Origin of the sequence: Paenibacillus allorhizosphaerae, from assembly GCF_042659105.1 — a bacterium.
GTDB lineage: Bacteria > Bacillota > Bacilli > Paenibacillales > NBRC-103111 > Paenibacillus_G > Paenibacillus_G allorhizosphaerae.
This window is the reverse complement of record NZ_JBHSRV010000011.1, coordinates 123,681-136,869: the sequence shown is the minus strand read 5'-3', so window position 1 is coordinate 136,869 and position 13,189 is coordinate 123,681. Positions and strand designations below refer to the sequence as shown.

At 51.1% G+C, this 13,189-nt stretch carries 10 protein-coding genes and 1 other RNA gene; 10 read left to right on the top strand and 1 reads right to left on the bottom strand.

Annotated elements, in window-relative coordinates:
- Positions 1–14: 14 nt before the first annotated feature.
- From tpiA to ACFQI7_RS28935, 10 genes are all read left to right on the top strand, one after another.
- Complete coding sequence (gene tpiA / locus ACFQI7_RS28980; RefSeq protein ID WP_218100957.1) at positions 15–767, top strand: triose-phosphate isomerase; 753 nt, start codon at positions 15–17, stop codon at positions 765–767.
- 1 nt (position 768) lies between these two features.
- The gene (gene gpmI, locus ACFQI7_RS28975) at positions 769–2,310 is read left to right on the top strand and encodes a 2,3-bisphosphoglycerate-independent phosphoglycerate mutase (RefSeq protein ID WP_218100956.1); all 1,542 of its coding nucleotides are present in this window, start codon (positions 769–771) and stop codon (positions 2,308–2,310) included.
- A 48-nt stretch (positions 2,311–2,358) separates the two neighbouring features.
- On the top strand, positions 2,359–3,651 hold the full coding sequence (gene eno, locus ACFQI7_RS28970) for a phosphopyruvate hydratase (RefSeq protein ID WP_218100955.1): 1,293 nt from the start codon (positions 2,359–2,361) through the stop codon (positions 3,649–3,651).
- 249 nt (positions 3,652–3,900) lie between these two features.
- Positions 3,901–4,599, top strand: coding sequence for a M50 family metallopeptidase (locus tag ACFQI7_RS28965; protein ID WP_218100954.1), 699 nt, complete (start codon positions 3,901–3,903; stop codon positions 4,597–4,599).
- Positions 4,600–4,730: 131 nt separating this feature from the next.
- The gene (locus tag ACFQI7_RS28960) at positions 4,731–5,492 is read left to right on the top strand and encodes a sugar phosphate isomerase/epimerase family protein (protein ID WP_218100953.1); all 762 of its coding nucleotides are present in this window, start codon (positions 4,731–4,733) and stop codon (positions 5,490–5,492) included.
- Positions 5,493–5,612: 120 nt separating this feature from the next.
- The gene (secG, locus tag ACFQI7_RS28955) at positions 5,613–5,852 is read left to right on the top strand and encodes a preprotein translocase subunit SecG (RefSeq protein ID WP_218100952.1); all 240 of its coding nucleotides are present in this window, start codon (positions 5,613–5,615) and stop codon (positions 5,850–5,852) included.
- A 719-nt stretch (positions 5,853–6,571) separates the two neighbouring features.
- A complete protein-coding gene (gene rnr, locus ACFQI7_RS28950) occupies positions 6,572–9,043 on the top strand; it encodes a ribonuclease R (protein ID WP_218100951.1) in 2,472 nt (823 codons plus the stop codon).
- 132 nt (positions 9,044–9,175) lie between these two features.
- The gene (gene smpB / locus ACFQI7_RS28945) at positions 9,176–9,658 is read left to right on the top strand and encodes an SsrA-binding protein SmpB (RefSeq protein WP_218100950.1); all 483 of its coding nucleotides are present in this window, start codon (positions 9,176–9,178) and stop codon (positions 9,656–9,658) included.
- 235 nt (positions 9,659–9,893) lie between these two features.
- Positions 9,894–10,258, top strand: a transfer-messenger RNA (tmRNA) gene (ssrA, locus tag ACFQI7_RS28940).
- 687 nt (positions 10,259–10,945) lie between these two features.
- Positions 10,946–12,232 carry an ABC transporter substrate-binding protein gene (locus ACFQI7_RS28935; RefSeq protein WP_218100949.1) on the top strand — a complete coding sequence of 429 codons (1,287 nt, stop codon included), beginning with the start codon at positions 10,946–10,948 and terminating at the stop codon, positions 12,230–12,232.
- A gap of 102 nt (positions 12,233–12,334) precedes the next feature.
- Here ACFQI7_RS28935 and ACFQI7_RS28930 read toward each other — a convergent pair whose 3' ends face one another.
- A complete protein-coding gene (locus ACFQI7_RS28930; protein ID WP_218100948.1) occupies positions 12,335–13,171 on the bottom strand; it encodes an AraC family transcriptional regulator in 837 nt (278 codons plus the stop codon).
- Between the last annotated feature and the right edge of the window lie 18 nt (positions 13,172–13,189).

Genomic DNA, 13,189 nt, shown 5'->3' with positions numbered 1-13,189 from the left:
GGAGGCGAACGGATATGCGCAAACCGATTATTGCTGGCAACTGGAAAATGTTCAAAACCGTGCAGGAAGCGGTGGCTTTTGTTAATGAGGTCAAAGGCAAGGCGGAAGTAGAAGGTGTAGACAGCGTCATTTGCGCGCCTTATACGAATCTCCCTGCACTTGTCGAAGCGGTAAAAGGAACGGCACTGAAAGTCGGAGCACAAAATCTTCACTTCGAAGACAGCGGTGCTTTCACCGGAGAAATCAGCGGCGTGATGTTGAAGGATCTCGGCGTAGAGTATGTCATTATCGGCCACTCCGAGCGCCGTGCCTATTTCCTGGAAACCGACGAAATCGTGAATAAGAAAGTGCATGCGGCGTTCAAGCATGGCTTGACTCCGATTCTGTGCGTAGGCGAGAAGCTGGAAGAGAGAGAAGCGGGACAGACGAAAAACGTGTGCAAAGTGCAGACAGAAGCGGCTTTTGCCGGTCTGAGCGCTGAGCAGGCGGCGCAAGTGGTCATCGCTTACGAGCCGATCTGGGCGATCGGAACGGGCAAATCCTCTACGGCGGACGACGCCAACGAAGTCATCAGCTACATTCGCGAGCTGATTGCCGGTCTGTACGGAGCCGGTACGGCGGAAGCGATCCGCATTCAATACGGCGGCAGTGTGAAGCCGAACAATATTGGCGAATACATGCAGCAGCCGGACATCGACGGCGCGCTTGTAGGCGGCGCCAGCCTGGAACCTGCATCTTACATCGCGCTGGTTGAGGGGGCAAAGTAAGATGTCCAGACCGAAACCGGTAGCACTGATTATTCTTGACGGCTTCGGCCTTCGCGGCGATATCCAAGGCAATGCAGTGGCGCAGGCGAAGAAGCCGAACTATGACCGGTACTGGGCGGAATATCCGAACACGACGCTGACCGCTTGCGGCGAAGCTGTAGGGCTGCCGGAAGGGCAAATGGGCAACTCGGAAGTAGGCCACCTGAATATCGGCGCGGGACGTACGGTATATCAAGATTTAACCCGGATCTCCAAATCGATCCGCGATGGCGAGTTTTTCGACAATGAAACGATTCTCGGAGCCATTCGCCATGCGAAGGAAAACGGCAAGAAGCTTCACTTGTACGGACTGCTGTCCGATGGCGGCGTACATAGCCATATCGCGCATTTGTTCGCGCTATTGGAAGTGTGCAAGCGGGAGCGGTTCGAAGAAGTGTATATTCATGCGTTCCTGGACGGCCGCGACGTTGCGCCGGACAGTGCCGTGAAATATATGGAGCAGCTGCAAGCGAAAATCGCAGAGATCGGGACAGGCCGGATTGCAACCGTTCAAGGCCGTTATTATGCGATGGACCGCGACAAGCGCTGGGAACGTACAGAAAAATCGTACCGGGCTATGGTTTATGGCGAAGGGCCGCAGTACCAGGACCCGATGGCTGCGATCAAAGAATCGTATGAGCGTTCGGTGTTCGACGAATTCGTTATGCCGACCGTCATTACGAAAGCGGACGGTACCCCTGTAGGCTTGGTGGAATCCGGCGATTCGGTCGTCTTCTTCAACTTCCGTCCGGATCGTGCGATTCAACTGTCGCAAGTGTTTACGAACAGCGATTTCCGCGGCTTTGACCGAGGTGATAAGGCGCCGCATGACTTGCACTACGTTTGCTTGACGCTGTTCAGCGAAACCGTGGGCGGCTACGTTGCGTATAAACCGAAAAACCTCGATAATACGCTCGGCGAGGTGCTTGTTCAGAACAATCTGAAGCAGCTTCGTATTGCCGAGACTGAAAAATACCCGCATGTCACGTTCTTTTTCAGCGGCGGACGCGATGTGGAGCTGCCGGGCGAAACCCGCATCCTTATCAGTTCTCCGAAAGTGGCAACGTATGACCTGCAGCCGGAAATGAGCGCCTATGAAGTAGCGGAAGCGGCTGTGAAGGAAATCGAAGCGGAGCGCCAGGATGTCATCATCCTGAATTTTGCCAACCCGGATATGGTCGGTCATTCCGGCTTGCTCGAGCCAACGATCAAAGCGGTGGAAGCAACGGATGATTGCCTCGGCAAAGTGGTGGATGCCGTTCTCGCCAAAGGCGGGGTTGCGCTGATTACAGCCGACCACGGAAACGCGGACGTCGTGACCAACCCGGACGGGACCCGCAACACAGCGCACACGACGAACCCGGTGCCATTTATATTGACCAGCAAACATGTTACACTAAGAAACGATGGCATTTTGGCAGATATTGCCCCTACGATGCTGGAACTGCTCGGCGTTGCCCAGCCGGAGGAAATGAGCGGCAAGTCGCTGCTTGCAAGCAAGTAATTCACATACCAGAACTCGATAAAAAACAAATAAGGAGTGTATCTGACAATGACTGTAATCTCTAACGTTTACGCTCGCGAAGTACTCGACTCCCGCGGAAATCCGACGGTAGAAGTAGAAGTTTATTTGGAATCCGGCGCACGCGGCCGCGCTATCGTTCCTTCCGGCGCTTCCACCGGCGCTTACGAGGCGGTTGAGCTTCGTGACGGCGACAAATCCCGTTACTTGGGCAAAGGCGTACTGAAAGCCGTTGAGAACGTGAATGACATCATCTCTCCGGAAATTATCGGCATGAACGCGCTGGATCAAGTCGGCATCGACAAGCGCATGATCGAGCTCGACGGCACGCCGAACAAAGCCAAACTGGGCGCTAACGCGATTTTGGCCGTTTCCATGGCGGTTGCACGCGCAGCGGCTGAAGCGCTGGACGTTCCGCTTTATGTGTACCTTGGCGGCTTCAACTCCAAAACGCTTCCGGTTCCGATGATGAACATCATTAACGGCGGCGCGCATGCGGACAACAACGTAGACGTGCAAGAGTTCATGGTATTGCCGGTAGGCGCTCCAACGTTCAAAGAAGCACTTCGTACAGGCACGGAAATTTTCCACAGCCTCAAAGCCGTACTGAAGGAAAAAGGCTTGAACACCGCTGTAGGCGACGAAGGCGGTTTCGCACCGAACCTGGGCTCCAACGAAGAAGCGATCCAAACGATCATTACGGCAATCGAGCGTGCAGGCTATAAGCCGGGCGTAGACATATTCCTCGGCATGGACGTAGCTTCCACAGAATTTTACAAAGACGGCAAATATCATCTCGAAGGCGAAGGCAAATCGTTCACATCCGCTGAATTCGTTGACTTCCTCGCTTCCTGGGTGGAGAAATACCCAATTATTACGATCGAAGACGGTTGCTCCGAAGACGATTGGGAAGGCTGGAAGCTGCTTACCGATAAGCTCGGCGGTAAAGTGCAGCTCGTAGGCGACGACTTGTTCGTAACGAACACGACCCGCTTGTCTCAAGGGATCGAGGGCGGCATCGGCAACTCCATCCTCGTCAAAGTAAACCAAATCGGTACATTGACCGAAACGTTCGACGCGATCGAAATGGCGAAGCGCGCAGGATACACGGCAGTCATCTCCCACCGTTCCGGCGAAAGCGAAGACAGCTCCATTGCCGATATCGCAGTAGCGACGAATGCCGGACAAATCAAAACTGGCGCTCCGTCCCGTACGGACCGCGTAGCGAAGTACAACCAATTGCTCCGCATCGAAGATCAATTGGCCGGCGTTGCGCAATACGGCGGCAAAACGGCATTTTACAACTTGAAAAACTTCAAATAGGTTTACAATGTAAGTACGGTTTTTATAAATAATATTTTGTCAGGTTTTATAGCTTTCAATAAACGTTAATTGGAGGGCACTGTATCTGTCGTAGAGTTTACGTGCCGCCTTTGAAATTGGATCGTTACCTTTAAATAAGTTCAATACAATCCAATTTCAAGAGCGGCCGGAGGCAGATAGCAGTGACCCGGAAGACGCCCGCAATTATTGAATCGCTTAAAAAACCTGACTCCTCCCGGAGGGGATCATATGATAAAGACAATACTGTTTCTCGTGGTATCGGCTTTTTTAACCCATTTGATTCCCTTCAGCGATTTTTTTCGCAATCTCGACACGACGATTCATGAGTTTGGCCATGCGGTGGTAACCTTGCTGCTGTCCGGCAATGTGATGAAGATCGAGCTGTTCGCCAATCACAGTGGGGTAACCTACTCGCAGGTGACGTCTCGATGGAGTCTCATTCCGATTGCGCTGGCGGGGTATACGACCGCTTCTTTGTTTGCTCTTTTCCTGTTTAAGCAGCGGTCTCGCGGCAGGCAAAGGCTTGGCTTGCAGGTCATTACGGTGATCGCCATATTAGCGCTCGTTTTTTTTGTACGCAACGAATTCGGCGTCATGTGGCTTCTTGGTTTCGTCATTCTCAACGTGCTGATGCTCGCGTTTATGCCGAAGTGGCTGATGGACATCTACTACTTGCTACTTGCGTTTTTAACGCTCGAGGAGTCCGTCTTCGGGCCGTTCTCACTGATCTTGTATGCATGGGACGATCCGGCCAAAGCCGGGGATGCGACGAATCTCAGCCTCGTGACGCCGATTCCGGCGATCGGGTGGGCTTTGATCTTCACACTCTTTTCATTGTGGTGTGCGATCCGGGCGATCGGCCACTTTGTGGGTGGAAAGAAGCCATCCAATCGATCTCAACGATATCAGCCGCAATATGAAGAATAGTGTACGTACGATGTGGCATTGCTGAAGTACGACAAAGCTAATGCTTACGATGCTGGCATTGCTGACGCAATGCGCGGGCTTATGCTTACGATGCTGGTATTGCTGACGCAATACCCTAAGGAGATAACAATATGGCGAACATTCCGGTAGGGTTGCAGCTTTATACGCTTCGGGAAGAAACGAAGAATGATTTTATCGGTACGCTGCGCAAAGTAGCGGATCTAGGGTATCGAGCCGTGGAATTTGCGGGTTATGGGGGTATTCCGGCCAGTGAGATGAAGAAGGTACTGGGGGATCTGGGACTCGCCGCACCCTCGAGTCATGTCGGGCTCCAGCTGCTTGAAAACGAACTTCAGCAGCAGATCGAATACAGTTTGGAGATCGGTGCCAAGTACATTATTTGTCCGTGGCTCGATGAGAAGCTGCTGAAAGACGAGGACAGCTTTCACCGGTTAATGGAGCAATTCGCGCGTATCGGTGAGGAAGTGACACGCAGCGGACTGCAGTTCGCTTATCACAATCATGCTTTTGAATTTCAGCCGGCCGCTTCCGGACAACCGATTCTCGACCGTATGTACCAGTCGGTCAGCAGCGATCTGATGAAGGCGGAACTCGATCTATATTGGGTTAAAAAAGGCGGCTACGACCCGAGAACCTACTTGCTCTCCTACAAAGGCAGGGCACCGCTCATTCATGTCAAGGACATGGCGGACGATGCGGATGGGACGTTTGCTGAAGTTGGTTACGGCATCATCGACTACAAGCCGATTTTTGCAATCGCGGAAGAAGCGGGCGTCGAATACTACATCGTAGAGCAGGATCGCTGTCAAAGACCGGCGCTGGAATCGGTTCGGATGAGCATCGAATATTTGAAGTCCATCGGCATTGCATAAACGATAATCGTAAGGGCTGATAAATCAAGTTATGATTTGTCAGCCCATTCTTTTTATGCTATAATACTCATACTGTCTATTTTCGGACAAGATTGTTTCAAGCTTGCGGGAGGTGGAAATATGGAAATCGCACTGAAGATCATATTGGTCATCGCTTCGCTTGGTTTGATTGCAGCTGTGTTGCTGCAGCCAGGTAAGAGCGCGGGTTTATCCGGTGCCATCTCCGGGGGTGCGGAGCATCTGTTCGGAAAGCAGAAGGCACGAGGGCTGGAATTGTTCCTGTCTCGTCTGACGATGGGGCTGGCTGTAGTATTCTTTGTTTTGTCTCTCGTTGTAGCTTACTTTGTGAAGTCAGTTTAAAACATATAAGGAAGACAGCAGGGGAACGGTACTCCTGCTGTTTTTTAATGTTACATAAATGTTTATGTTCATTTGTGCGCGGTTACATGAATCGCGGTAGTCCATAGGCTGCATGTTACAGAGAATAGATGATTCCGGTTGGCCGTCTGACCCGGCATGGCTTAGAAAACAGGGGTCCCATGTTTCTATCTTTACTTCAGGGAAGCTATTTTACAATGCATGCAATCTGAGAAGAACGATAATACGAGATGAACTAAAACTTCATTAAATCGCGAATGTATCTTTACAAAGAGCTTCGATCAGAAGCTTTTTTTAATAGTACAAGGACATTACCCACTTGGGCTAACACCGCTGACAAATGCTATTGTTAGTTTGTTAGCTTTCATAAAGGCGAAGAATGCGCTTGCTTGTAAAATCTTCTGCTTGCATGGTGAACGCGTGAGAAAGCAATTGGATGCCTCAATGCAGAATTATTTTTTTAAAAGGAAAATAAGGGGGCGATTCCTATTTTCAGTGACGAAACAGGAATATTGCTCTATTTTTTTAAAAATTTAACGGCTGATTTTCGCGGGTCGTTATTCAAAATCGGCGAAAACGGGTACAATGATAAAACAGTGTCTTTTTCGCCACTATAATTGAAGGTTGGGATGGGGACAGGGGACTAGACCGCGGCAGCGATAATCGCCATACGTTATAGAAGAAGAGGCAGGTGAGCATTGATGATCACACGTGAAGAGTTAATTGATTTTATGAAAGAGACGGCATACAAGCCGATGACGTACCAGGAACTGGAGAAACAGTTCGGTATTTCCGATGCCCAGGAGTTTAAGGTATTTTTGAAGCTGCTCAATGAGTTGGAAAACGAGGGGCTCGTTTTGCGCACGCGCAATGAACGATACGGCGTTCCGGAGCGGATGAATTTGATCCGGGGCAAGCTGCAGGCGCATGCCAAAGGGTTCGGGTTCCTCATACCCGAGGACCGGGATCACCCTGATGTATATATTCATGCCAACGATATGGCAACGGCCATGAATGGAGATATTATCCTCGTTCGTATCAATTCCAAGAGTACAGGCGGCGGGCGGATGGAAGGGGAAGTCGTTCGCGTCGTTAGCCGGGGGAATACCGAGATCGTGGGATTATTCCAAGCCCATGACGAGTATGCATTCGTCATTCCTGATGATAAGCGGGTTGTGCGCGATATTTTTATCCCGAAGGATGCATTCAATGGAGCGATGGACGGACATAAAGTCGTCGTTAAAATCGTTTCCTATCCCGAAGGAAGAGCTGCGGCTCAAGGGGAAGTCATTGAAATATTGGGGCACAAAAATGACCCGGGCGTCGATATTCTGTCGATTATCCGCAAGCATGGGCTGCCCGAGGCGTTTCCCGACGAGGTAATGGATGAAGCGACGGCAGCACCGGACAAGATCAGCCCGGAGGAATTGAAAGGGCGGCGGGACTTGCGCGGCAAACGGATCGTCACGATTGACGGTGAGGATGCCAAAGACTTGGATGATGCGGTCAACGTAGAACGGCTGCCTAACGGGAATTATGTGCTAGGGGTTCATATCGCCGACGTCAGCTATTACGTGCGCGAAAGCTCCGCATTGGATCAGGAAGCGTATAATCGCGGCTGCAGCGTTTATTTGGTCGATCGGGTCATACCGATGCTGCCGCACAGGCTGTCCAACGGCATATGCTCGCTAAATCCGCAAGTGGACCGGCTGACAATGTCCTGCGAGATGGAATTCGACCCGCAAATGAACGTGGTGCGGCACGATATTTTTACATCCGTCATCAAGACAAGTGAACGGATGACGTATAAAAATGTGCGTCTGCTGTTAGCCGGCGAGGCGGAGCCGGATATCGTGGAAAAGTACGCTTATTTGTTGGACGACTTCCGCCTGATGGAAGAGCTCGCCATGAAACTGCGCAGCAAGCGGATGAACCGCGGGGCGATCGATTTTGATTTTATCGAGTCAAAAATATTGGTCGACGAAGACGGGAAGCCGACCGACATTGTGAAGCGGGACCGGACGATCGCCGAGATAATTATCGAAGAGTTTATGCTCGCGGCCAACGAGACGGTTGCCGAACATTTTTATTGGCTTAAAGTGCCGTTTCTCTATCGGGTGCACGAGGATCCGGATGCCGAAAAGCTGCAGCACTTCATGGAGTTTATTACGAACTTCGGTTATGTGGTGCGAGGAAAGGGCAATACTGTACACCCGCGGGCACTGCAGACGCTTCTGGAGGAAATTCGCGGTAAAAAAGAGGAGACCGTCATCAGCACCGTGATGCTGCGTTCGATGAAAAAAGCGATGTACGATTCGCAGAGCCTGGGTCATTATGGGCTCGCGGCCGAATACTACTCGCATTTTACGTCGCCGATTCGACGGTACCCTGACCTGATCATCCACCGCGTCATCCGCGAAGTACTCGAAAGCGGCGTGTTAAGCGAGGCGAGGCATGAATATTTGGCTTCGCGGATGGACGACATCGCCAAGCAGTCATCGGACCGGGAGCGCGTAGCGGTGGATGCGGAACGGGAGACAGAGGCGCTGAAAAAAGCCGAATTCATGCTCGACAAAGTCGGAGAGGAGTTCGACGGCATCATCAGCAGCGTGACGAGCTTCGGCGTCTTCGTAGAGCTGGATAACACGGTGGAAGGGCTGATCAGGCTGTCCGACTTGACGGACGATTATTATCACTTCCACGAAGCGCAGCACGCTCTGATCGGCGAACGCACCTCACGTATATACCGTCTAGGCGATGAGGTCAAGGTACGGGTCGCGCGCGTAAATATGGATGAACGCACCATCGATTTTGAGATGGTGGACATGAAGCCGCGCCAGCAAAAGGTCAGCTTGGTCGACGCGCTGAACGCCGTGCGGAAGAACAAGCAAGCGGCTCGGCCTGGCGGTCGGGGTCCCCGCGAAGGCGGGGCCGCCGCCAGGCGCCCAGCCGCCGCAGGCAGTCGCCCCGGCCGTGGCGAACGTGCTGGGAAAGGCCGCGCTGTCGGCGGTAGTGCTGCCGGTAGTAGCGCCGCCCGCGGCAAAGGACCGGGCGCAGCCAAGTCGCGCGCCATGGAGGCGGCTCGGCCCACCGGCGAGGTCGGTGGAACCGGCATTAGCTTCGGCGGCGGTGCACGGCCGAAGAAGAAGCGTAAAAAGATCGTGAAGCGGTAAGCTCTCGGCTTCGTGTGTTTTATTGATTGATACGGCGCGGACGCTCTTGATTTCAGGGGATGGAGTTTGGTACAATGGACTCCATCCCTTATTGTGGGATAATGCTGCCCGGAAGGAGGCGTTCCGCGGAAGATGAGCACAAAGAAGAGTGACGGCAAACTATTGGCGCAAAATAAAAAAGCGTCCCATGATTATTTTATCGAGGATACGTATGAATGCGGACTTGTGCTGACCGGCACGGAGATCAAGTCTCTGCGTAACGGTCGAGCCAATATAGGCGATGCGTTCGCGCTGATTCGTAACGGCGAAGCGTACATTCATAATATGCATATTAGTCCGTTCGAACAGGGCAACCGGTACAATCCGAGCGATCCGACGCGAGCGCGCAAGCTTCTTCTGAAGAAAACCGAGATTCACAAACTGCTCGGTTTGGCCAAGCAAGAAGGCTACACCTTGGTACCGCTGAAGATTTATATACGCAATGGCTTTGCAAAGCTGCTTATTGGCTTGGGCAGAGGGAAAAAGCAGTACGACAAGCGGGATACGGCAGCCAAACGGGATGCCCAACGGGATATCCAGCGCGTGCTGCGCGAGAAGCAAAAAGTCGCCCGGTAAGCAGGATCTGCCTCGACTGGCAGTTCGCTTCATGATTTCCATGAAGTCCTGCATCTTTTTGAATGAAAGTATGTTATACTAATAAGGCATCGAGATCATGTAAGAAAAAACACCACTGTTGTTCACGACACCGATTTAGCGAGGATCGTATCGTGGTAGATGCAGCAGGTAAGTTTTTTACCATAACCTTTTTACGGAATCAATTAAGGACCCTCTGTCGGGGGTCCGCCTATGCGGGGACGTTCTTGGATTCGACGGGGATAGTTCGAGCATGGGTTGCGGGTAGTGGGGACGCGTCCGCTTTATCAACGCTAAAGCCTATTAAATGGCAAACAACAACAACCTGCTCTTTTAGCAGCCTAAGAAACTGCTGGAGCGCTTCTACCTTCCATCGCCCATGTGGCAGGATAGGGGCTCAACCTATAGTGGGATACGCTGTCTAGTCTCCGCCTGCGGCTAGCTGAAGAAGACAACCAGGCTGACCCAACGCGCAGCGGGTTACGGCGCGGCGCTCGGGTGACATCAAAACCGTGACTACACCCGTAGAAGCCTGTGTGGCGTTATCTTCGGACAGGGGTTCGACTCCCCTCGTCTCCATACAGAAAAAAGACACCTGAGAGGGTGTCTTTTTTTGTTGGAGAAACGAAAGGGGAGTCGAAGCCCTGGGGGTTCAGACCGCGCGGAACGCAGCATAGCGAAGTGAGCACGGCATGGACATGAACCTCTCAGGTTGTCCTCGTCGAATAGGCTTCGGCAGTAAGTTAGATCGTACATGTCCATACTCCCCTTGTCTCCATATGTAAACAAGAGACATCGACCTATTCGTGGGTTGGTATCTCTTGTTTATTCTAACGGCCTGCAATGCCTCTGAATAGTTTCAAAGACCTCTGGAAAACCAAACTTGTGGTTAACCATATCTACAGTAAAATCCTCTGCTTCTTTATTTTCCTTTATGAAATGATGTCCATTTCATCTACACATTCGAGAACATGTCCCTAAAGTTTTTTTGTAGTTTCCTCATCTTCGAATCACACATATTGCTATCCAATTGTCACACGAAACGTTATTTGGATTTCGTAAATTGTACTTTAAGATACTAATAGTGAAGGCGTTGTCCGGCGCGGCAGACGTAGGAAATGCGTTTTGTGGGGAAGGAGGTCATCAACGAACACGAAATGAAACGAAACGATCACCGGTTCAAGTTCTTTAATGACCAACTTTACACGCAGCTATTCGGACAGCCGCTCGTGTTGCTTATTATTCAAACCTATATAACGGAGGGTTACAATGAAGAAAATTGCATTAGCTTCGACGTGTGGCGTGCTGGCTTCCATTCTGCTAGCTGGATGCGGGAACCAAGCTGCCGGTGGCGGTGAAACCGCCAAATCGCTGGAGAAGCCGCTTGAACCGGTAACGTTGAAGTTTTATCAGAGCGGAAATTACATGACCGAGCAAGATTTCAAAGATCTAGTGGCCGATCCGGTAAAGAAAAAATATCCTCATATTACCGTCGAGAATATTACGACGAAATCCGATTTGCCACAGCTCGTTGCGGCGGGGGAGCCGGTCGATTTCTTTATAACATGGAACGGCAACTTGGCCTATTATAAAGATTTGAACGCGTACGAGGATTTGACCCCGTTAGCGAAGAAGCATGGTTTCGACTTAAGCCGTTTCGATCCGGAGTCGCTCAACGCGGTTAAGGCTGTGTCCGACAAAGGCGAATTGTATGCGTTTCCCTACAGCTTTAACCTGAACGCATTGTATTATAATAAGGATATTTTCGACAAATTCGGAGTCCCTTACCCGAAGGATGGCATGACGTGGGAGAATGCGATTGAACTTGCCAGGCAAGTATCGCGGGAAGATGGGGGGACGAAGTACCGCGGGCTTGAAATTGATTCGTTCTCGCGCCTGACATTTCCGTTGTCGCTCGTTCCCGTCGACGCCAAGACGAACAAAGTGCTGGTCAATAGCGAGTCATATAAACGGGCTTTCGAGGTTGCGAAGCAAATATTTTCCGTGCCGGGTAACAATTACATCGACAGCAGTACAGCCGCATGGAACCGATTCATCAAGGACAAGAATGTCGCTATGTCCGCTACAGTCAATTTATTTTTGCGCCTGAAGGAGACACCGGATCTGAACTGGGACGTCGCTCAATTTCCGAGCTATAGCGACAAACCGAACGTATACGGCATGTACGATCTCCATCTGATGATTCCCCTGAAGACAAGCAAGGCGCGTGACGACCAAATGCGTGTCATGGAGGTTTTGTTCTCCGACGAGGTGCAGATGACTATGGTTCGGAAAACGGCCCGCGTATCGACGTTGAAGGATCCTAAATACACGCAAAATTTCGGTGCCGATATTCCTGAACTGAAGGGGAAAAACCTGGCCGGCATATTCAAGAGCAAGCCCGCGCCGGCTCCCGCCTTCTCGATCCATTACGCCAAGGCGGTCAGTTTGTTAACAACAGAGTACAATAAATATATTAAGAACGGCCAGGATGTCAATACCACGTTCAGGACCGCGGAGGAGAAAATAAAGCAATACATCGATGAGCAAAAATAGAATAAACCATTGCACATTCATTATCAGCCCAGTTTGCATACGAAACAACCGCCGGCGATTCCCGGACGGTTGTTCTTTTTATTCCATCGGATTGAAGGCGTGTCATTCCTTGTATAGGGTCGGAGATATACCAAAATGCTTTTTAAATGCCCTGGTAAACGAATACAGATCGGGATATCCGACGGACAAGGCGATTTCCGTAATGGAATGGGAGCTCTTCAGAAGCATCTGGCCCCCCTTTTCCATTTTTAAGGATTGAAGGTATACGACTGGATTGATCCCGGTAACCCGAAAAAATGTTTTCGAGAAATGAGACCGCTCCTTAGCGACATGCCTTGCTACATCCTCGACAAGAATACCTTCGGAAAAATGCAGCTTCATATAGTCGATGCTTTTTTGTACCCACGACGAATCGTGTGGCGAATGCCCGGCCCCCGATGATTGCTCGGATACTTGATGGAACAGCCGGTACGTCAAGCTGAGCAGATTCGTGTCCTGATCGTCGACGCACAGGAACAGGCTGGAAATCAAATGCAGTGTGGCTAAGGCGGCGTCGGTGACTTTGCTTCGGGTATACGGATTTTCCCTCATTATGCCGATCTTGGCGAGCAACCCTTCCGATTGCATCCCGTCGAAGCCGAGCCAATACATGCGTAGCGTCTGCTCCGGGTTCGCGATTTTGTAATGATATACCTCGCCGGGAAACAAACAGAACAAATCCCCCTTGCGTAAATCGATAGCTTCTCCCTTATGCGTCAATATAACGCTGCCTTCCATTATAAAGTGCAGGGTGTAATACCGAATGACGCGGGGGACGCTGTGATGGTTCGGCTTTGCTTTGTTAATACCGAGCCGGATCGGCCATATACCGCCGTTCAGTTCCAGCAGGGTCGGTGTACGTAATCTTTCATCGACGAATTCGAGAGCGTGCTCCTTCATGTTTTTTACCGCCTTTCT

Bases quoted from the DNA above. Each gene is read 5' to 3' on its own strand.
- tpiA (WP_218100957.1), top strand. From the start codon at position 15: ATGCGCAAACCGATTATTGCTGGCAACTGGAAAATGTTCAAAACCGTG.
- gpmI (WP_218100956.1), top strand. From the start codon at position 769: ATGTCCAGACCGAAACCGGTAGCACTGATTATTCTTGACGGCTTCGGC.
- eno (WP_218100955.1), top strand. From the start codon at position 2,359: ATGACTGTAATCTCTAACGTTTACGCTCGCGAAGTACTCGACTCCCGC.
- ACFQI7_RS28965 (WP_218100954.1), top strand. From the start codon at position 3,901: ATGATAAAGACAATACTGTTTCTCGTGGTATCGGCTTTTTTAACCCAT.
- ACFQI7_RS28960 (WP_218100953.1), top strand. From the start codon at position 4,731: ATGGCGAACATTCCGGTAGGGTTGCAGCTTTATACGCTTCGGGAAGAA.
- secG (WP_218100952.1), top strand. From the start codon at position 5,613: ATGGAAATCGCACTGAAGATCATATTGGTCATCGCTTCGCTTGGTTTG.
- rnr (WP_218100951.1), top strand. From the start codon at position 6,572: ATGATCACACGTGAAGAGTTAATTGATTTTATGAAAGAGACGGCATAC.
- smpB (WP_218100950.1), top strand. From the start codon at position 9,176: ATGAGCACAAAGAAGAGTGACGGCAAACTATTGGCGCAAAATAAAAAA.
- ACFQI7_RS28935 (WP_218100949.1), top strand. From the start codon at position 10,946: ATGAAGAAAATTGCATTAGCTTCGACGTGTGGCGTGCTGGCTTCCATT.
- ACFQI7_RS28930 (WP_218100948.1), bottom strand. From the start codon at position 13,171: ATGAAGGAGCACGCTCTCGAATTCGTCGATGAAAGATTACGTACACCG.